Origin of the sequence: Desulfosporosinus sp., assembly GCF_014237355.1 — a bacterium.
Lineage (GTDB): Bacteria > Bacillota > Desulfitobacteriia > Desulfitobacteriales > Desulfitobacteriaceae > Desulfosporosinus.
The window spans coordinates 33,812-54,549 of the sequence record NZ_JABZFS010000080.1; the positions used below are offsets into that span (position 1 = coordinate 33,812).

Sequence of the window (20,738 nt, forward strand, 5' to 3'; positions counted from 1 at the left end):
ATAGGTTATGTAAACATCCTCAATTTTGAGCTTGAACCCAAATTCTTAACCGAGTTAAAGTCTCAGCCCAATAGGTCAATCTTGTATAGCGCAAAAACTTTTCCGGGGAAATGATGGCTAGTTTTCCTGGACGAATATTCTTTGGAGTTCCCTCTTCTGTCCATTGGACGCCGTCTGGGCTAAGCTCTGTCTGTACGTATGCAAGCTGGCTGCCAGAATTATAAACTGCAAAGGAACAGCGAGTAAGTGACGAAATATCGCGAGTAATAGTGGACGATATTGTTTCACTAGCCGTAACATCTTCTAAACTTTCATAAAATCCGTGCCCGCTAATTTCTACTTGTACCCGACCACTTACTGATGTTGCTATAGGGACTTGATTGCTTCCAAATATCTGAACTTTATCTCGAATTGGTGTGAGATTTCTAACATCAGCATTAACATTGGCTTGGACATTCACTGGGATCTTGAGAGGAATTGGCGAAGCAAGCTGAATGGGTTTAATGATTTCTCCAATCGTCTGTATAGAATTGATCTGATGGACCTGTTGCCTAGACTTCTTTACTCGCCTCTTCATATGATTTGGAGAAAGTGAATAGGCAATTATTTTGTATATTGTTAATGCTCCTGGGCCTAAAATTCCAGTCTCCAAACGCAAGAACTCAACATCAGACCCCGCACTAACGACTTGCTTAATCTGTTCTGGCTCTATCCCTAGCGGGTAAGAATAATCCCAAGGCTTCAATACTTCTCCCTTAGAAACGATCGGGTAAATGCGCAAATACGCCTGTGTATTAGACTGATCACCTTTTAGGATAATTTTAACTAGCCATTCCTTTGAATTTCTAAGTCCGGGAGATGCATTAGGCATTTGGATGATTCCTGCTCGTAGGGCCGTTTTATTACTGATCTTCAGAAATGGTTTTTCATGAGGTTCCTGATTGAATATCCAACTCGATTGATAATTCCCTCCAATTTCTAACCAGGCCTCAGGAAAATCGGCTTCGGTTTTGCCTTTTTTAAAAAAATCACCGTTAGGTACTCTATTGAATGTCCCCACTAAAGTTCTCTTCATAATTGTTAACCATCCCTTTCGCCTCGCTCAAGGCACAAAACGTAAAACCTCCTACAACCCAACCCGGACGATTAATAAAGTACTTTAACCTATCCTATCGGTTAAAACCCTAAAATATCACTAGAATAGACAAGCTTCTCAAAGCAAAAATCATAAACCCACGCAATTAGTATGGGTTGATGTATGGATATGTAAATTAAAGGGATTAGCCATTAACTAGCTAATCCCTTTAATTTATGTGGATATGAAGATTTTTGTGAACTATACATCCGGGGAGTCTATTCCTCTTCGTTATTAAATGGTGTACCTAATTGCCTTTGAGTTTGCGCAAGGACCTGTTTCAAAACTGTCAAATCCGAAGGCTTTAGGTAAGGGTCTCTGCCCTCTTGTACTTGGCGAATGGCAGCTTTAACATCCACTACGCGAAAACGAAGACGCCCATTGTCCCGATAACTATGTGAATAGGTTGGGGTGTATGATACATTTTTTAGAATAGTTTCCCCTGCATTCACGTCCTTTTGAAAGGACAAGTTTAAAATTACTCCGCTATTCCGTTCAACCCCACGTTGATCCCCAATAAAATTGCCCATTGAATAAATAACAAACTTATCTTTGTTATTAATTCTCATAACTTCCATGGGTTGAATTACATGAGGGTGACTACCTAGGATGACATCCACTCCCGCCTCAAGGAAGATACGAGCCAGTTCTTTTTGATCCGCCGTTGGCTGTAGGCTATATTCAACCCCCCAATGTAACACGAGAACTAGAACATCCACCTTTGGTCGGAGGTTACTAACATCCTTTAAGATTGTCTCCCGATTGAGGAAATTGAAAAAATGGGGGTGTTCCTTTGGAACTGGAATCCCATTTGTTCCATAACTGTAAGCCAGATACCCAACTCGGACTCCCCCTAGATCTTTAATCAAATAGGTATCCTTCTCCTCTTGACTTTGATATGTCCCTACAATATCTAATCCTGCATTTCTTAAGACTCTCATGGTTTTTATCGCGCCCGAGTAACCTCTATCTAAAATATGGTTATTCGCGGTGATGACCAAGTCATAGCCTGCTTCTTTAAGAGTTGCAGCCATTTCATCCGGGCTATTAAACTTAGGATATCCTGTATAACCTGAATCTCTACCCGCCATTGCTGCTTCGAAGTTGGTAGAAGCATAATCACCATACTGAATTAAGGATTTTACAGGAGCGAAGAAAGTGTCGAATCGGAAGGTTCCGTCCGCCTGCTGACCGGAGGCTATTTGAGTATTGTGCATTAGAATGTCCCCAGTTGCCACTAGAGTAACGGTTTTTCGGACAGGAGTTTTTGGTTCTTTTTCCGGGGATATTTCCCCTGACCCTCCAACGCCTGGCGTTGAAATTTTAGGTGCTAACGTCGGTTGAACCCCACATCCCAATAAAGTTAAACATAAAAATCCTATAACAATGAGTCTTGAACGTTTCAGAAATTATCACCTCTTTCTATGTTAGTTTCGATAAAAGGTGGAGGTTTCCTTCCAATTTCGAGAATATATTCAAAATGGAACATAAATCTATTCTAAAATTTGGTTTTATGATTAATTAACTCCCTTTTATCAAAAACTCCTAAAAAATGGGCATTGATTCCTCCTTCAATTCGTGCTAAATTTGTATTGTACAAGTTATATAAAAGAAATTAAAGACATTAGCGCAAAAACTTAAACCTCCCGACGGGGAGGTTTCTTTTTTTTAAGAAAAACCGAGGCTGGCGCCTCGGTCCTTTCGTACGGAATTATACTAATAAAACGATGGGGCTAAGATCCTTCGCTGTGCTCAGGATGACAAGCTTTTATCGGTAGCAGCTTTACATTTCCCCAAACAGCTAAGCGTTCGTCTTTGATGATTAGAACACCCGTAACCCCTTTAATCCGAGAAGCAAATTCAAGGGCTCCTTCTAAATCCTCCACAGTCTGAACAAGGTTTCCCGTTGCCGTGGCTACTGCATCCGCTAAGGGAACCGAGGGTGAAAGGACGACTACGGCGTCGGCTTGACCAAAACTCAAGGAGTGACCTATTTTTCCTGAAGATGTGCAAATTCCAAGAGGAGTCTGTTCCGGTTTAACCTCAATTGCAATTCGATTAGACAAAGGGGATTCCCCAGCATAAATCCCAACCTTGCGAATCCGACTGGTACGCATGAAAACATCCCCGCCATTTTCCACAATCACATCCCGGGAGCGCTTGGCAATGGATTTTCCAACCCATTCTGCCACGGCTCCTGCAACTGCAGCCATGGGACCCACTCCGGCAAGGCGTCCGGCTTCTGCCATAGTCTGAACAATTACTGGAGCATCTGGTAAAACTGTGTATGGTGTTAAAGAACTTACAAAATCATGATCAACTTGAATATAATCTTCAAGTGGCTTGCGACAGGCTCGAATGGTTTCTGCTACCCACTCTACCAGTTCGGGGGAAAATCGTTCTTTTCGTATTCCAATATCCAAATCAGTTTCTTCCACAACAATCTGAAAATGTACCAGATCCTCTTGGCGGTGATACTCCCGATAAGTGCGTTCCGTAAAATCCAATTACAGACGAACCTCCATGGCCCACATTGGGCAGACTTTCACACAAAGCTGACAAAAAACACATTGATCCCCATCGAAGCGCACTTCCATCGATGGGCGTTCCATATATAAGGCGCCCGTTGGACAAACCCCGGTGCACGCTCCACACATGACACATTTCTCTTCATTGCGTACGATTTCTTGATTGAGGGCTTGAACTGAAACCCCCAGATCTCGCAAATAGTTTAGTCCGTTTTCACTCTGATCTCCGGTAACCTCTAAGATCATTGTACCTTCTTTTTGCGGGTTGACGTCCGCTTTAACGATATTCACCACTAAATCGTAATCTTTAACCAAGCGGTACACAATAGGCTTAACGGAGATGTCTGTTCCAAAACGCAATACTATTCTCTTCGGCGACACTTTCATCAATCCTCCTTTAAACTGTGAGCGATAACGCCATCAGCGGGTGAGGGAAGAGTTTTAACCGGCTCTGTTAACTGGAACTCTCCTTTTTGAATCCACCCTTTTAAAGTAGCTGCGATCTCACGGGCCCGGGGCAGACTCGATAAAGGAGCCGTGGATACTTCTTTACCATTGACAGTGATCTTTCCGCTCTTAAGGTCTGCATAACTAACATATCCCAGATTACCCGGAGTAAATGAAGGATAAGCCTCCCCATAGTCGACTACGGGAGCAAACAATTCCTCATCCTTCTTAGCAGCATATAGGGCAATCTCCTCATTTAGAATTGGGATCGGTATGCCGATTCCAACACTCAGGGTTGCTCCATACCCTAGATAACTGGTACCAACAAGCCATCGCGGACTCATTTGCTTCAGATCCCCTGTAACAGCCAGTGTTCCCCCTGCACTACCCAGTTCTTTACCATCTAAGTCAATCATGGATGGAAAATGTTGAGTACCGTTCCAGGCAACATAACCAATTCCGCCGCCGAGGAAAATTTTTGTTCCCACACCAATTGTTTTGAAATGGGGGTCCTTCAAAAGCGGGCTCAGTTGTCCTGCTGTAGAAAAATTGGCATTACCTAAATTGGGCTTGATCATTCCCATATACGTGTAAATCGTTCGGTCGGTTAGATTGACGGCACAGTTATAATTCTGATAGCAATTGCGAGGATTAAATAGAATTGCCTCATTGATCTCATCCAATGTAATAGTCGTTTCTAAATTGCGACGAGGGTAACAGTCTGTACCATAGGCTAGTGCTTTTAATTTAACAGGTTTGCGTGCCACGAGGTCCGCAATAACATGTCCTCCGCCATATCTAAATTCCCCCGGATAGTTACTGTTAAGAGGATCATCTTCGTGCATCTCCGTCGCACCGATATAGGCATCAACTGCCGCTATTCCTGTGTAAGCGGCTACCCCGTTCAGCCAAACTTTCTGCATTTTCATACGTGGGGCTGTATGCCCAAAACTTAAAAAGGCACCTGAGGAACACATCGGAGCGAAGGTGCCCGTCGTTACCACGTCGACTTCTTGGGCTGCGTTGGAGAGGCCTTTTTCTTCTACTAGGGAGATAAGCTCCTCAGCTGTCACCACTACTGCTTTGCCTGCTTTGATCTTTGCATTAATTTCTGCATATGTTTTTTCTACACCCATGACGATCTCCACCTCCAGATTTGATACACCCTTGTACTAATAAACTATAGACGAGAGAAAAATTACCTAATAGAAAAGACCTCTTCTGTGATAGAAGAGGCCAAAATCTCAAATATTCGACACTCCTCTTATCTGCCAGGAAAATCTTCTCCTGCAAGAATTAGCACCATGCTTTGTCCACGCCATGACATCGTCGCGCATCAAGCTGGTTGCCGGGTTTCATAGGGCTAGTCCCTCCACCACTCCGGATAAGAGCTTATTAATTAAATTCATTACGCTGAGTCTAACATCTAGTTTATATCATGTCAACATAAACTTTTTGTTAATGTTAGCCTGAAGTTGGAGCCAACTAATGTAAAATATTTCATGCCTTAGACATAATATAATACGACATATTCCTACATATAATAGTATCAAGTCTTTTTCGTTTTCTTCATGTAGTTAGTCCTCTTCTTTCGATCTCCTTAGACCCTAAGGAGATCTTTTTTTGTCATTTATATCCCAAACTTAAAGGCTGTAGGATGATTCCTTGCTCCATCTACCCTAACGTGTCAAACTACCTCTGGATAACATAGAGTAAACAGAGTGTATATTGAGGGGAGGTTCCTACATGATTTATCCAACCCAACATGCGCCAGATTTCGAAGCCGAGGCATACCAAAATGGTAAAAAAGTAACGATTCGCCTAAAGGATTTCCAAAATCAATGGGTTCTCCTATTCTTCTATGCCAGCGATTTTACCTTTGTTTGACCGACAGAATTGGCAGCCGTGGCTGCCCAACAGGAGACATTTCAAAAACTTGGTGTAATAACTTTAGCTATTAGTACAGACAGTGTCTATTCTCATAAGGTCTTCGCAGAAACATCTCCCTCTGCACGTACCATACATTATCCCCTCCTATCTGACCGTTCACACTCCATATCATATCAATATGGCGTCCTTAGAGCAGAATTAGGAATCGCTTACCGAGCTACCTATATTATTTCTCCTAATCATAAGGTGCAGTATGCCAGTCTCTATCCTCCCGAGGTTGGCCGTAACGTCTCTGAGATTATTCGGGTTATACAGGGACTGATCTATGAAGAAACGACTGGCCTTGGGGTACCTGCATACTGGAAGCCTGGAATGACTGGTATCCTTAAGGATTTTAAATTCGTGGGAAAAGTCTAATTCAATGCTAATAATTATTAAATCATAGGGTATTCTAAAGGTATTCCAACAATAGGGAGGAATACTTATGGATCAGCCAAAGAAAAGTAAAAAACCATTTCCTAAACGTGAAGACCTACCCTATAGCCACCAAGCGGATCAGGACGGACGGACAGATTATGGCCGGGATGGACAAACAACGTATAATCCTAGCTAAGACAGGGGAGGCATCTAGATGTCAAATAAAGCAACGGATAAAGCACAGACAGGGAAACCAGATCGAGGCAAAAATTCTCCATTCAAGAAAAAGACACCTCAAAGCCGGGCTTAAGCCCGGCTTTTCGCTTGGAAGGATTTTATCCATAGAAACATTCTGATATAATAAGTTGAATGTCTGGCAGCAAAACTAGAAATAAGGGTGGTACTATGAAAAAAATCGAGGCTATTATTAGACCTGAAAAAATGAATGACGTGAAGGTTGCTCTATCAAACCTTGGCGTAAATGGAATGACCGTCTCTAATGTTTCAGGGTTTGGAAATCAGAAAGGTTACACCCAAATTTACCGTGGTCAAGAAATCGTTACCAAACTTCTTCCAAAGATTAAACTAGAAGTCGTGGTTTCAACAGAAAAAGCCGAAGAAGTGATCAAAGCCATTGTTACTACATCAAAAACCGGGGAATTTGGAGATGGCAAAATCTTTGTCTTTGATGTTATTGATGCAGTCCGAATTCGGACAGGTGAACATGGTGATGCAGCCCTTTAAATATAGACATTATCACTAAGTTCGAAGTCCGGATAAGCCTTTTCTCTATGTTGAGTTAAATCTAATCCGTTAACTTGCTCTTCATCGCTTGCTCTTAGGGGGGTAATCAAAGCTATTCCCTTCAAAATTATAAATGTCATCGTTCCAACAAATATATAAGTAGCTAGGACTGCAAGCATCTGTATTAAAACGGGTTCAAATCCTCCTCCATTAATCCAGCCGTTTTTACCTTGTGGATTAAGGCTTAAGTCGGCAAAAATCCCAGTGGCGATTGTCCCCCAAGTCCCTCCAATCCCATGGATCCCGAAGGCGTCCAAAGCATCATCATATCCCAGTTTGGCTTTAAGAATGCTGACACCTACATAACAGACTCCTCCAGCAATAAAACCAATCAATAAGGCACTGACTGTTGAAACATATCCTGCTGCTGGTGTAATGGCCACAAGGGCGGAAATGATTCCACTTACCGCTCCAAAGACCGTTACTTGACGGCGATGGAGCCATTCGACCAGAGCCCAGCCAATCATGCCTGTTGCCCCAGCAATTTGAGTTGTCGCAAGAGCAAGTACTGCCACGCTATTTGCCCCCATTGCTCCTCCAGCATTAAATCCGAACCAACCGAACCACAGTAACCCGCCTCCCAAAAGAACGTTTGGCATATTATGCGGGATGTTCCATTCGTACCCCACTTTTAATCGTTTACCTATTACAAAGGCTGCTACCAGCCCAGACACACCAGAAGCCACCTCAACAACCGTACCCCCCGCGAAATCCAAGACTCCAAGATTACGCATCCATCCACCAACACCCCATACCCAATGGGCTAAAGGTATATATACAAATATACTCCAAAAAATCACAAACAATACAAATGCCGTAAAACGTAATCTTTCAGCTGTTGCTCCGCTGATGACTGCTGGAGTAATAATCGCAAACATTAGTTGGAATAAAAAGAACAACAAATGTGGGATTGTAGGAGCATAATCAGGATTCGGAGAAAGGCCAACTCCTCTAAGACCTATCCAATCAAGTCCGCCTATTAGGTGCCCGTGATCTGGTCCGAAGGCTAGGGAATAACCAAATAATACCCAAATAACTGTGACTATTCCCATGGCAGCAAAACTTTGCATCATAATGGAAAGCACATTCCGCTTTCTAACCATTCCACCATAAAATAATGCCAACCCAGGCGTCATTAGAAAGACTACGAGTGTACATATAACTACAAACGAAATATCCCCAGAATCTAACGTCGTCATATTGATCCCCCTTATATTACTATTTTTATCCAAGTGTCTCTTTGAATGAAATGGATAATCCCTTAACAACACATTCTACCCACAATAAAAAGGGGCTCTAAAAGGCGTTTGTAAAAACGTCGCTTTTAGAGCCCCTTTGCTCTCTTGTTTCTAAATATAAGCAATCTCATTATAGCTTCCAAAAATAAGGGTGTCTATAGTGTTTTTTATGATTATACAATATACATAATAACATAATGACTGATAGTTAGAGCTATTTGATAACGATAGTATTACTTTCTTTCATAGTAATCTGATATAAGTTTATATATTTTCTTTAGTATAGACGTTTCCTCAATGTCGCCGGATATAACTTCTTTCGCAATCAAATTATATATTCTTACGATGTCCTCGCCGTACCCATTCCCCGGAACTGCCCAACGTCCATTTAGATCTTCCCAGTTCGGGCAACTTCCTCTCGTAACTAGGTCAAAGCGGGGGTCTACTTTAGGAATTGCAACTGGCAAAGGACTTTTTGAAGCGTACGCAAATAAGTGTTCCAAATGAGCTAATACCCCTTCTTCCTTGGTAGAAAATGTTGCGCCTTGAGCTCCCCCTCCAACAGCTCCAATACCCGCGAAGTTGTTTTGCTCTGCTTTTACTGCCCCATTAAATTTAAGATAGCCCGTTTCTTTAATCATTTGGGCTACTGCGTAGCCCCATCTAAGGCCAAGGATTTCCCCATTTTTCTTGTAGAAAGGAATAATATCCGGCGCATTAGGATTATGCTTTAATAGAAACTGCGAACATTGCATAATGGTGATGGTTTCAATACCCATAATTGGAGTTTTCACTACATTTGGGGCTGGATCATACACGAAGATGTTTACGTCGTCTGATGTTCTTTGTACAACCCCCTTTAGCGCTTGACCACTATCAACTGCCTTTTTCACCTCAAAGATCGCATTGTCTTGAGAACTCAAGGCCATAGTCTGCTTATCATCCAAAATAACACGATACATAACACTAGGGTTGGGCTGTGACGAAATCTCTTCCCTATATTTAATACCAAAATAATCACAGATCCCTTTAGCATGAGCTACTGCAAGTGTCTGTCGGAAGTTTGGTTCCCTTAGCTTGGCCACATCTGCTTCTTTATCGATAAATCCATTCTCCGTTAGAATGGCAGGCATACTCGTTTCTCTGAGCACCATGACATTCTGGGTTTTGACTCCGCGATTTGCCCAACCACCAGCCTGAACAAGAAAGGGTAATACCTTCTTTGCAGCCTTTTCCGCTCGTCCGCCAGGACCGATAATAAGAACTTCAACTCCTGTGCCTCCACCTGCATTTATATGGACGGAAACAAATAAATCGACCTTTGCAGATTCAGCCTTGTTGACTCGCGCCCACAACTCTCCATTTAGGTTATTTTCATTATGCCCAACAGCGTAATCCCCTTCTCTAGTGAGGGTTACATTTATACCGTTAAACTCTAGTAATGGCTTTAATTTGAGGCAAATGTCCAGCGTTAGGTCTTTCTCTTTCAACCCGTAAGCCATAGCTCCTGGATCATAACCGCCATGCCCTGGATCAATACATACTTTCACATCAAACCCTCCCCTTATATTCTATTCTTGAAAATTTAAAAGGGGTTACTACTTTGACCAACTTATCAAGTGAAATATTTAGAGAGAGTTCGTTTGACTAAAGGATCAGAAAAAACTCCCCCTGCATGTATTTGAGGAGTTTATGTATCAGTTCGATAAATCCTTGCCTAGTGTCATAACCTTAGGATGGTAAAGATTGGCATCAGGTTACTTTTTAGTTATTATAATTTAAAACAGGTAATTACTTGTACCACATCTAAGATTTCTTGCATAGCTTATTATGAGGAGGGGATATGCATGATTTCGGAAATAAATAATACTATACGAGAAATTAAAACTAATTTTACAGTATCTTGAAGACGAGATACGTATACCACTTGATAATCACAACTACGATACTAGACTATGGAGCAAGGGGTATAGGATAGGCCCCCCCATTGGCAAAAGAGGGGGTCTTTACATTTAGTTCTATAAGTTACCAAGTTACTTTTTAACACATATATGTAAATATATAGTATAATATGTCGAAGGCTGTTTTAGTCTTTTTCATGTAGTTAAACTCTTTTGTCCTTCCGTTTTTCGGAGGGACCTTTTTTTGTGATGCCTCCAGATCAAGGTCATTGGCGTGCGACAGGCTTAGCGAAAAACTAAAATATGATGATAAACCTGGGTCAAAAAAACCCCGGATCTTAACTGCGTAAGCATTCTTTCCTTCCAATGCACTGTGTTTATCCTGAGCTGAAATTCCTTAATAACTTCAGGCGTAATTCCCTGTTCACTGTCAATTCCGTGATTATCTAAGAAAAAGCAGTGAATCATAGCCATGGGGTTGATGAATTTGTTTGATCTGAATGGTTCCAGCTTTTTTTCACAAGTAAAACAAAGGAGCTCTTCACACCTAATAAAGCGAAAAGTGCTCCCTTTTATCTGAAATAAATAATCATCAATAGGCATGGAACGTCATTTGGCTAACATTCTTAAAGTGATGGACTATCTACGTTGCAACAATAACTTTGTTCCTACCTGTTCGTTTTGCTTTGTATAACGCAGCATCTGCAATCTCGACTAACTTATCAATATGATTATCTGGGTAAATTGAAACACCAATAGAAACTGTAATATTAATAATCCTGTTATCAATTAAAGAAAAACCCTGTTTTTCAACTACAGTTCTAATCCTCTCTGCAACTTTTAATACATTTTCTGGTGGACAATCTGTGATTATTATCGAAAATTCTTCTCCACCATTTCTAGATACTATATCAGAAGATTTACTTGAACTCAGTAAGATCTTACTTAAATCCTCTAAAACTTTATCCCCATTCTGATGACCATACTCATCATTAACCTTTTTAAAAAAATCAATATCTATTAAGAGTAATGCCACTAAGCTATTATTTGTTACTCTTTTAGTTACTTTATTAAGTTCTGTATCGAACGTCCTTACATTGTTTAAACCCGTAAGGTGATCTTTAGTGGAATCCTTTTTATACTTTTTATAATTCTGCTTCGAAAAATGAAGAAATTGTAAATAAAAATAAACCAAACTTAGAGTCAGAAATGTACCTAACCAATATATTATTAATAATTTACTTAATAAATGTTGATTATATAATAAAACGACAAATCCTATTGTGGGGATTAATAAAATACAAATACTCATATAAATCCATTTTTCACGATTGCTAATCTTAAGCTTAGAAATAAGACCACAACTAATACCAACTACTAAAGCCGTTATTAGTCCCAGTATGGAAGTAAAAGAAATACCTAGATACAATAAACGAAATACCCCAATTATTAAAGCCGTAAGAATGGAGGGCATAAATCCACAATAAATTGCACTTATTAGTATTGGAGTACTTCTAAAATCTAGTATTATCTTTGGCATTATTTGAATGCTATTGATCATCAGAAATATCCCTAATACTCCTAGCATTATACTAATAAACAACTTCAATCTAAGAGGTGACGTAGGTGCAATGTCGTGATTTATTAAAATCTGATTTCCTAAACTTAAGCATGCAATTAGAATTGCTGCATTCAATAGTACGTCGTTTAGCATATCCACACTCCGTTTATTAGAAAACTTATCAAGAGAAGTTTTCTAATATACTACACAATTATTTATTTAATTTGCTTAATTGAATTTATGCTTAAATATTATAGCATGGAATAAGCCATTTTTATTAAGGTTAATCTCAAAAAATCTCATTTCCGAATTCGCCCAAATTACTCACCTCACTTTCCAAATATGCTGGCTAGAAATTCAGGGTTGACGTTCTGTCTAATCGCTACAAGGTTGATAATAATGGCTATGATAACAAACCCCTTGATGATCCATTGCCCTCCTGGGGTTTGCCAAAATCCAGGTTCTCAAGCTCCCATTGCCGTTAATTTGGCCATGAGAACTTATTATGCGTTTTATGATCATTTATTGGTATCCTTAAACTTAGCCAAAATGTTGCAAGCAGTATCACAAGTTCCAACTGCACAGATTCCAATTAAAAATCCTTTTGCAAAATACTCTACTATCGAGGTACAGTTTAGCAGGCCAAAGCTGCTGAGGATTCCTAAAGGAATTGCAAGCAAGTGTGCAATCTTTCTACTTAAGCCTAACTTCTCAAGAGACTCTACGATTGCATAGACAAATCCGATCAAAATTATCAGTTCAGCCGCCACAGATTACCACTCCTTCACAAACCATTAAGGCTTGTTCTTCTATGGCATAGTATGTTGATGATTCGGAATCCGTGAAAACTCTAATCGGATCCGCCTATGGGCTAATAATCCGTCATTACGCCTATCTTTTTGGCAATAAAAATAACGCCTTCTCCACGGCGTTTTTACTTTAAATTTGTCATGTTTAAGTTGGGTCAGGCTAATTATGCGGCGTAGGCATCGCCTGTAATAAACTCATACTATCCCCCTTATGATATATCGAATAGGTAACCCCTAAAACATGAAGCCGCTGGTACGTGTACATTTGGGCGACGATTCGTTAAAATGAGCCTATTCCCAGAAAAAGCAAAATCCCGCAATCGCTTGCGGGAGTAAGTTTCCAGTGGAGCCAATGGTCGGAATCGAACCGACGACCTGCTCATTACGAGTGAGATAAATTGCATTTGTGAAGGATGGGCCATTTTGTGAAACCCTTGATACAAGCGGTTTTCAGGGTTTTAGATTTTGTTCAATTCGGTGATTTTGGGCGACATTTAGGAAGTTTGGGCGACGATTTGGCGACGATTTTTTGATGCTCAAACTACACCTAACAACACTAATTAATTAAGGAATCCCAACTACAATGTGTAAATTTATTCATTGGCGTGAATAGGATAAGCAAAAAATTAGTGGCGAACTTAGATTAACAAACGTCACTAGTATAAATGGGAATTTAGCTAACCAAATAACATTCCAAACCGCCGATATTTAGGGCACCGAAAATGGGAAATGATCATGTGCTTGTCGTAGTGGCAGATATCGAAGACGCAGGAGGAAATTTATGCTAAAATGACGAAGACATAGTAATAAGAGATATATGCAAACCTATTTCGGTCATCCAGCGTTAGATGAAATCAGCATTCTGGAGTTGTTTGCACTAATTAGAGATAGGAGTGTTCATAGTGAATGAAAATAGTAGATCGAAGCATATTTTAGAACTTGCAAAGGAACTTTTGGATGATATTGAATTATCAAGATTGCCCGCTGAAAGTTTATTATTAAAGGCTACAAGACTTGCTCGATATGAAGGATCCGAAGAAACAAAATATTGGCTATCAATTGAAATGCGAGGCTATAACAGCAGTAACAAGATTTCACGTAAATATATGGGTTTAACTGGGCGATGGACTGACATAGAGAAAGGATATGGTTATTGGGGACCACTGGCACAAATCGAAGCTGCAATTGATGCACAAAAATCGCAGTTAAGTGCAATGAGAATACCTGATAGTAGCGGAGATAAAGCACTGTTAGCTGTTAATTCGGCTGCCAATGCAATGTCTACCACATCAAATAACATTTCAACCTTAAGTGGCATAAAAAGTAGAGTATTAGGTATTTTACATCAATTTGTGTCGGATGTTTACTATGCAAAAGTTTTTGATAATTTAGCTGAAAGCATCTTTGATAAATATAAAAAAGATGTCGACTTACAAATATCAGAAAACTGTGGAAATGTTTTAGAACAAATTCCTTCCGTAATGGATAGGTTATCTGAGGGAGATACCGAGGCTATTAGTCAAGCTTTAACTACATGTCGTAGAATTATTGATGCGTTCGCAGATACAATATATCCGCCAACTGATGAAACAATAGAGATTGGAGGCAATACACTGTCTCTAAAAGCAGATAAGCACCAAAATAGACTTAATGCTTATGTGCACCTAAGATGTCACAGCACTTCCAGAAAGAAGAAAATTCGTCAGAATATAGCAAATATATATGATCGAGTATCTACTGGTATCCATAACGATGTTGATGTTGAAGAAGCAAAATCCCTATTTTTAAATACATATTTATTGGTTGGTGAGATTTTATCTTTAAGTTCTGAACTTGCTGAAGTAGCTGCCAATACTATTAATGAGGCACTTGCTGACATCAGCTAACAAAAGTATTTACGATGCGATAATTCAATCCCTTCGTCCAAAAGGTAAGAGGGGACTTGACGTAACCTTCATTTTTTCTCGTTTCAAGAACAAAAGTTTGGCACTTCGATAAAGACTACAAAAACGAACTTATAGACGTTTATAGATCCATGCTCCCTTTAAGCTCAACCAAGATCCTAAACGTTTGCAGCTAACTCATCCCAAGTCCAGCCGCTAATCGTGCAAGCGTATAAATCCGAATTCTAGCCTTATGGCCTGCTTCAATATTACTTAGAAATTTAGGATTCATTCCCGTTATAGCAGCTAACTGAGCTTGAGATAGCTGTCGCTTTTTTCTCTGTTGGGCTATTTGCTGTCCAAGAGTCTTATTATGGCAGAGCAAGTGGTTCACTCCTCTCCTGCCTTATTATTGCATAGGGTCTTGGAAAAACATGTCATAAGTAGTCGAAGTCTATAAAAAGACTCCCACCGTTTCAGTGAGAGCCAAAAGCAAGATGAATTGTAACCTTATTGGACAATCCGGTACATAGAATATGTATTGTGGTGACGGCCATACTAAACAGATCCTTTCGAAAAGAGGAGAGCCGCTAAGCTCTCCTTTTTCTATGGCCCCAGCAAAAAGGTTTGAGAATGATCTTTACAACACCCAATACATCTTATGTCTAAGCTGTCCCATATGTTACATCTTCCACAAAAGCCACTTGCAGGTATTCAGTTCGTATTTAATTTCAAATGGCCTGAGCTCACCTTTGATCTCACTCTGACAGCGAAAAACGAGCATACGATTACCAGCGAGCTTCTCCTCCGCCGTAGAGACAACTTGCGCGATCCGGAATTCTTTTTCCTTATATTTGATGCGTAATGGACGAGGTCTACAGTTGGTTTCAAAGTGTGCTAGGACTTCGATAGGAGTGGCTAGAACTTTCATTTGACCACCTTTGTTTCGTAATTGCTTATGAATAATTCGCTGGCCTTACTACTCTTATCGGTTCTGCAAACTGAATATCTCACTTCTACTTGGTTAATGTCAAATCCAGAATATAATTCTCTAATTTCCGGATGATCATTAATACTTAGTAAGAACTTCCCTTGTACTTTTGAAAGGCAGTCTCTTAGCCTGACGTGATCTTCTTTCGTAAACGGCTTACTTCCTTGACTTGCATAATCAGTTAAACCGTAATAAGGTGGATCGCAATAGAAAAATGTTGAGCTTCGATCATAACTGGATACTATCTTTTCGACATCCCTATTTTCGATAATTGTATTTACCAACCTGACCTTTACAGATGTTATGTTGTCTCTTACTCGCTCAAGGACTATAGGCGGTTTCTTTAAAGGGGTAATCATAAAGTCCTTCATCAAGGCTCCAAAGCTGAAGTGTAGTAGGTAATAGAATCTTACTGCCCTATTTACATCGGATGTGCCGGCGATGCTCAATTCTTTGTATTTCTGGAAGATCTCTCTTGAGATGAGCAAATAATCAAATGCCTGAATGAATTGTATAGGCTTTTCTTTTACAACTCGAAAGAAGTTGACCAACTCGGAGTTTATGTCGTTGTAGACCTCTACTTCGGAAGGGGCCTTTTCAAATAGGACCCAGCCGGCGCCGCCGAAGGGCTCACAATAGCATATATGATCTGGGATCATCTTTATGATGGTCTTTCTTAGTCTGTATTTTCCACCCATCCATTTGATAGGACTGTTCAAATTGCTCACCCCTAACTTAATAAATAATAGAACGTATGTTCTATTATAGGGCAGTTTGAAGGAAAAGAAAAGACCCCAAAGGGGTCAACTAAAAGAATCTTAAAATTCGAAAATTTATTTGTCCAATACAATATCATCAAACAAAATGAACGATTATATGTTGTCCTAATGAGCATGTAACAAATTTAGGTCTAGTCCTCAAGAAAATAGAACCAAGGATAATCAGCAGCAACAACTTTACGGTCACAAATGCACGTGGATTTTTTTCAATTAGCCATTTCATTGCGGATTAACTTCTTCTATGGCACCGAATCCTAACCTCCAAATTGTCAATATTCATCAAGGACACTAAGAATTAAGAACACTATAGAACCAACGATGATACTATTATCGGTTCTCATATGTAGAGATACCGAAACACTCCCTTTAATCATTTTCTCATTCTTCGGACAACTATTGTTCCTGGAAAAGTTTGATCATCCATCTCATGATCAAACTATGCTCCTATTGGAAACATTAAGGGTTCCTTTAGATCTCCTTAAAAAGGGTTAATTAGCCAATACTCTTTTGCCCACTTATTGACCCAATAAATCCTTCAAAGAACTCAAGCATCTTTTTTTCATCAAATTGTTCTTCGCCTAAGCTTATATTTTTCATCTTTTTTGAAATCAAGTTAGTCCTTTGTCTTAAGTATAATTTATCTGGAACAACTCTATTTAAGTATTCTTCATCATGCCCAGTAAAATGGTATACCGATATTTTTACCCCATGTTTTATTTCTATATCGTTGTATTCAATGAATTGTTTATATAGGTCAGGAATATCAATGAGATCTATTAGCTGATCATGGGCATCCTTTGTAAAAATGATTTGATTACTATCTGCCAATCCCATGACACGTGATGCCATGTTAATTACGTTTCCGGCAACGTTATAATTCCCATTGATATCTTTATAGATAATTCCTTTTCCTTCTGCAATACCAATTCTAACATTAAGATTGGGATGACAATTACACCAGCCTTCTGACATAAATTCTTCACAATGGTTTGTGCTATTTATGTTGAAGATCTCCAAAAGTACTTCTTTGGCATAATCTAAGTGTATACCCGGTAAAGCCTCGAATGGGAAAACCACGGCAGCGCCATCACCAGTAGGTATTAAAATTATGTCATTTTTAAAGTTTAGGTTATTCTTTTGAGCGTAGTCTAAATACGCCTTGCCTACTTGGTCAAGCGCCTTTTTAAGTATACCCGTAAATTGATCAATTAATGAAACCTGCATTGAAGTTCTACGCTTTGAATATTTTTCAATGTCCAAAAATACTACCTGCATATTAGTAACTCTGTTTTGATTAGTAATAATACCTTCAAGATGATTGGATGCAACCATAACTCATACCCCTCTTTATGTGTTTTGTTTTATTAACTTTCAGAGTAAAATCAACATACTATGCTAATTATCTCATATTTTTTTTGCAAAATAAGGGGAACCTTGTCTTACAATGGAAAAAGGTCCACTTCCTAAAGAGGGAATGGACCTTAACGGTTTTGAAATGATATTATACCTCTTTTTAAAAAAGTCTACAAATATTCTGGACAAAAGCATATAATGTTGTTAATGATAAATATTTCATGCTGGAGGTGATAAGATGAGCACATACGAGTTAACAATTGCATACGATGGTTCTGCGCTTCAAGACGGAACAATGGATGTAAGAGAATTAGCTCCGGCTCTTCTGGCCTTTGGCAATTTATTAGAGGAAGCAAATAAGGAGCTAAACGGTTCTAATTCTAAAATGCAGTTTTTAGTAAAAACCGACTTTAAAGCCGGTTCATTTCACGTTGACTTTGAAATTATTAGAACATTAGGAGCTCAAATTAGTTAATATGGAACAGCGTTTCCACATTATCAATTGAAGAAATCTTAAATCACATAGGACTTGTGTCCACAATTTCAGGCATAACACTTCTTGAGCTTTTCAGGAAAATTCGAGGTCGAAAAATAAAAAGAGGAACTGCAATTGAGCATGATAACGTGAGAATCGAATTTGCGGATAATTCGGAGCCAATTATAGTTAACAAAAATGTCTACCAACTTTTCATTAATATCAATATACTCTCTGCTGTTCAGAAAGTCCTGAAACCTCTAGAAAAAGAAGGTATTGAAAAGTTCTTTACGCAAAAAGGCGGGAAGATTCAGAATGAAATAACTAAGTCTGAAGTTGAATATTACCGTACTCCCGATGTCACCAAAAAAACTTCTAGCGAGGAGAAAATATTAGAGTCTACCACCAGATCGGCTTTTAAAATTATCACAGCCTCTTTTGAGGAGGGCTATAAATGGCGCTTAACAAATGGGCAAGATAAAATTACTGCAGCTTTGAATGATCCAAATTTTATCAATCAAATAGATAATAACGAGGTTGCTATATCAAAAGATGATTTATTAATAGTTGAAATGAAAACCACTCAATGGCAAGCACACGACGGCAATATAAAAACAGAAAATGAAATCGTTAAAGTTTTGGAACATAAACGAACACCTAAACAATTAGCTATACCTTTTTATGAAGAAAATAGCAATAATAATGATTAACCACCTCAAGAAAGACAACAGCGATGAAATCACAAAAAATCCCTCCCACGCCTAAGCGAGAGAGGGATTCGTTTATGTCCGTTACGCTATTTGTTGATCCAGTTCTTATGATACAATTGGATCCTTTTGTTCCTGTATCTTCATCACATAAACAGCCGCCTCGGCAGTATTCCTTATTGTCTGCTCAAGTTCCTGCGTAATCTCCCGCCCTGTCAACTTAAGCATATCTATAGTGTACTGAGTAGCCTGTTCCTTGCGAAGATCCGGAGGAAGTTGTCCGCTATTATAAAGCTGTTGTGCCGAATGTACCCCAGTTTGAGTGACCTTTAGGATCATATCAATAATATTATCTATCGGATCCGGAATGATGGGTTCTAATACCGTGTGCACTGTTTCGGCAGTGTCCATAATAGTATCAGTCACCTGCAGCTGCTTGCCTGGATCCTTACCTTGCTTAACTAGAGCCTGGATCCCGTACATTGTCCCGAAAAAACACACCAAGGATAAACTCGCAATCAATAGTGTAATAACTTGGACACTCATCCTATTTCCTCCTCCTATAAGTAAATTGGTAAAGCGCTTGCGAATATTAAGCTCCAGTAGCACTCACAGCAGCTGCAGTATCTCCCCAGGTCTTTCCGGAGAGAATCGTTTCGTTTGGATGGCCAACGGATCCACCTCCAACAATAGTTAAGTGCTCGGCTTTAAAAACGTCTGCCGGTGGGGTTTTGTCATCAAACCTTAGAAACACTGCACAGTTCCCAAGCTTGATGGATTCCTTTCGTGCAGGCACGAGATAATCCTCAATTCCATGAGCTAAGACTGCTTCTCTCATCTCATAGACCTCCTTTCTTATTACATTCGAGCAGACACTTACTCCGAAATGATCACCAATACCCTGAGCGATGACCAGAGCAGCCTGATCCATGTTGGCCAAGATTACGCTCTCCTCAGAATTAATAAAACCGTACTCAATTAGCACGGCTGGCACCTCTGTCCACTTTAATACATACCAATTTGAATATTTGACTCCACGATCCACCATACCCAGCAGAGCCATTCTCGCCCGGATTGCTTTGGCCATCTTCTCGCCTTCACCGCCGGCCGCAAGAGCATAGACCTCATTTCCGAAAGCCTTGACCGCAGCCGAATTATTGTGGAAGGAATAGAATGCATCGCCGCCCAAAGTATTAGCCTCTTTCACCCGATTCTTTAAGTCAAGGTCATCGTTATAAGGTGCAGGGGAGCAGAAGTCTTTATCTGTAGTCCTGGTGAATTTTACTCTGAAGCGACCTGTTGCTTCGAGGATCACTGCCGTTTTTTTGGCCAACACTAACACATTATCCTTTTCCTTGGTCGTCTGGCCTACAGCTCCCGGATCCGGGCCGCCGTGGCCCGGATCGAAGACCAGGTCATATATTTTTAATTCACCCAATATAATTACCTCACTTTCCAAATATACTAGCCAAAAAATCAGGGTTGACGTTCTGTCCAATGGCTGCAAGCGTTATGATGAGCGCTAGGGTCACGGATCCTTTGATAATCCATTGGCCACCTGGGGAGTTCCAGAACCCATTGGCCTCCTCGATATCTTCACGGGCTGTTTCCAGAGCAGCGACTCGCTTTTCCATTGTTTCTAGTGCCTTGGTTGTGGTTTCTAATAGCTGAGTAAGTTGGCCAACGATGATCTTTAAGTCTGTTATAGTCTCACTGTGCGCGTTCAATCTACGCTCAGCTACCTCCAACTGTTTGTCTATCCCTTTATGTGTTCTTTCACAGGATTGCTCTGTGACTGAGCTTTCCCCCGCCATAGCCCC

The 20,738-nt window shown here is 39.9% G+C and carries 22 protein-coding genes and 1 riboswitch; of the genes, 6 read left to right on the forward strand and 16 right to left on the reverse strand.

Annotated elements, in window-relative coordinates; translation table 11 throughout:
- Positions 1-19: 19 nt before the first annotated feature.
- From HGJ98_RS19380 to HGJ98_RS19400, 5 genes are all read right to left on the reverse strand, one after another.
- On the reverse strand, positions 20-1,075 hold the full coding sequence (locus HGJ98_RS19380; protein ID WP_291353354.1) for a DUF6385 domain-containing protein: 1,056 nt from the start codon (positions 1,073-1,075) through the stop codon (positions 20-22).
- A 278-nt stretch (positions 1,076-1,353) separates the two neighbouring features.
- Positions 1,354-2,493, reverse strand: coding sequence for a CapA family protein (locus tag HGJ98_RS19385; RefSeq protein WP_291353355.1), 1,140 nt, complete (start codon positions 2,491-2,493; stop codon positions 1,354-1,356).
- A 375-nt stretch (positions 2,494-2,868) separates the two neighbouring features.
- Positions 2,869-3,642 carry a UPF0280 family protein gene (locus HGJ98_RS19390; RefSeq protein WP_291353356.1) on the reverse strand — a complete coding sequence of 258 codons (774 nt, stop codon included), beginning with the start codon at positions 3,640-3,642 and terminating at the stop codon, positions 2,869-2,871.
- Positions 3,643-4,044, reverse strand: a complete 402-nt coding sequence (locus HGJ98_RS19395) for an NIL domain-containing protein (RefSeq protein ID WP_291353357.1) — start codon at positions 4,042-4,044, stop codon at positions 3,643-3,645.
- Positions 4,045-4,049: 5 nt separating this feature from the next.
- Positions 4,050-5,246, reverse strand: a complete 1,197-nt coding sequence (locus HGJ98_RS19400) for a homocysteine biosynthesis protein (RefSeq protein ID WP_291353358.1) — start codon at positions 5,244-5,246, stop codon at positions 4,050-4,052.
- Positions 5,247-5,371: 125 nt separating this feature from the next.
- A riboswitch (SAM riboswitch) is annotated at positions 5,372-5,501 on the reverse strand.
- Between the two features lie 355 nt (positions 5,502-5,856).
- Here HGJ98_RS19400 and HGJ98_RS19405 point away from each other — a divergent pair.
- The 3 genes from HGJ98_RS19405 (at position 5,857) to HGJ98_RS19415 (ending at position 7,161) form a co-directional block, all read left to right on the forward strand.
- Positions 5,857-6,417: a peroxiredoxin gene (locus tag HGJ98_RS19405; protein WP_291353359.1), complete on the forward strand. Its 561-nt coding sequence runs from the start codon at positions 5,857-5,859 to the stop codon at positions 6,415-6,417.
- A 67-nt stretch (positions 6,418-6,484) separates the two neighbouring features.
- Positions 6,485-6,613 carry a hypothetical protein gene (locus tag HGJ98_RS19410; protein ID WP_291353360.1) on the forward strand — a complete coding sequence of 43 codons (129 nt, stop codon included), beginning with the start codon at positions 6,485-6,487 and terminating at the stop codon, positions 6,611-6,613.
- Positions 6,614-6,822: 209 nt separating this feature from the next.
- Positions 6,823-7,161 carry a P-II family nitrogen regulator gene (locus HGJ98_RS19415; protein ID WP_291353361.1) on the forward strand — a complete coding sequence of 113 codons (339 nt, stop codon included), beginning with the start codon at positions 6,823-6,825 and terminating at the stop codon, positions 7,159-7,161.
- Here HGJ98_RS19415 and HGJ98_RS19420 read toward each other — a convergent pair.
- From HGJ98_RS19420 to HGJ98_RS19435, 4 genes are all read right to left on the reverse strand, one after another.
- Positions 7,158-8,420 (reverse strand): ammonium transporter, encoded by a 1,263-nt coding sequence (locus tag HGJ98_RS19420; protein ID WP_291353362.1) that lies wholly within the window; start codon positions 8,418-8,420, stop codon positions 7,158-7,160. The genes HGJ98_RS19415 and HGJ98_RS19420 overlap by 4 nt on opposite strands.
- A 272-nt stretch (positions 8,421-8,692) precedes the next feature.
- Complete coding sequence (locus tag HGJ98_RS19425; RefSeq protein WP_291353363.1) at positions 8,693-10,009, reverse strand: N-acetylmuramoyl-L-alanine amidase; 1,317 nt, start codon at positions 10,007-10,009, stop codon at positions 8,693-8,695.
- Positions 10,010-11,003: 994 nt separating this feature from the next.
- Entirely contained in the window at positions 11,004-12,074 is a 1,071-nt protein-coding gene (locus HGJ98_RS19430) for a diguanylate cyclase (RefSeq protein WP_291353364.1), read from the reverse strand.
- A 365-nt stretch (positions 12,075-12,439) separates the two neighbouring features.
- Positions 12,440-12,691, reverse strand: a complete 252-nt coding sequence (locus HGJ98_RS19435; RefSeq protein ID WP_291353365.1) for a hypothetical protein — start codon at positions 12,689-12,691, stop codon at positions 12,440-12,442.
- Between the two features lie 941 nt (positions 12,692-13,632).
- Between HGJ98_RS19435 and HGJ98_RS19440 the strand changes: the two genes are divergently transcribed.
- On the forward strand, positions 13,633-14,616 hold the full coding sequence (locus HGJ98_RS19440) for a hypothetical protein (RefSeq protein WP_291353366.1): 984 nt from the start codon (positions 13,633-13,635) through the stop codon (positions 14,614-14,616).
- A gap of 190 nt (positions 14,617-14,806) precedes the next feature.
- Here HGJ98_RS19440 and HGJ98_RS19445 read toward each other — a convergent pair whose 3' ends face one another.
- From HGJ98_RS19445 to HGJ98_RS19460, 4 genes are all read right to left on the reverse strand, one after another.
- Positions 14,807-14,998, reverse strand: coding sequence for a helix-turn-helix transcriptional regulator (locus HGJ98_RS19445; protein ID WP_291353367.1), 192 nt, complete (start codon positions 14,996-14,998; stop codon positions 14,807-14,809).
- 297 nt (positions 14,999-15,295) lie between these two features.
- Positions 15,296-15,544, reverse strand: coding sequence for a hypothetical protein (locus HGJ98_RS19450; RefSeq protein WP_291353368.1), 249 nt, complete (start codon positions 15,542-15,544; stop codon positions 15,296-15,298).
- Positions 15,541-16,332, reverse strand: coding sequence for a DNA adenine methylase (locus tag HGJ98_RS19455; protein WP_291353369.1), 792 nt, complete (start codon positions 16,330-16,332; stop codon positions 15,541-15,543). Before HGJ98_RS19455 ends, HGJ98_RS19450 begins: the two co-directional genes overlap by 4 nt.
- A gap of 543 nt (positions 16,333-16,875) precedes the next feature.
- Positions 16,876-17,715 (reverse strand): adenylate/guanylate cyclase domain-containing protein, encoded by an 840-nt coding sequence (locus tag HGJ98_RS19460; protein ID WP_291353370.1) that lies wholly within the window; start codon positions 17,713-17,715, stop codon positions 16,876-16,878.
- A gap of 259 nt (positions 17,716-17,974) precedes the next feature.
- On the opposite strand from HGJ98_RS19460, the gene HGJ98_RS19465 reads away from it, so the two are divergent.
- Entirely contained in the window at positions 17,975-18,211 is a 237-nt protein-coding gene (locus HGJ98_RS19465; protein WP_291353371.1) for a hypothetical protein, read from the forward strand.
- 56 nt (positions 18,212-18,267) lie between these two features.
- Positions 18,268-18,921 carry a hypothetical protein gene (locus HGJ98_RS19470; RefSeq protein ID WP_291353372.1) on the forward strand — a complete coding sequence of 218 codons (654 nt, stop codon included), beginning with the start codon at positions 18,268-18,270 and terminating at the stop codon, positions 18,919-18,921.
- Positions 18,922-19,026: 105 nt separating this feature from the next.
- On the opposite strand, the gene HGJ98_RS19475 is transcribed toward HGJ98_RS19470, so the two are convergent.
- The 3 genes from HGJ98_RS19475 to HGJ98_RS19485 are packed head-to-tail and all read right to left on the reverse strand — an operon-like array spanning position 19,027 to position 20,732.
- Positions 19,027-19,464 (reverse strand): hypothetical protein, encoded by a 438-nt coding sequence (locus tag HGJ98_RS19475; protein WP_291353373.1) that lies wholly within the window; start codon positions 19,462-19,464, stop codon positions 19,027-19,029.
- Positions 19,465-19,510: 46 nt separating this feature from the next.
- Positions 19,511-20,377, reverse strand: a complete 867-nt coding sequence (locus HGJ98_RS19480; RefSeq protein WP_291353374.1) for an N-acetylmuramoyl-L-alanine amidase — start codon at positions 20,375-20,377, stop codon at positions 19,511-19,513.
- Positions 20,367-20,732, reverse strand: coding sequence for a hypothetical protein (locus HGJ98_RS19485; RefSeq protein WP_291353375.1), 366 nt, complete (start codon positions 20,730-20,732; stop codon positions 20,367-20,369). Before HGJ98_RS19485 ends, HGJ98_RS19480 begins: the two co-directional genes overlap by 11 nt.
- Positions 20,733-20,738 lie beyond the last annotated feature (6 nt).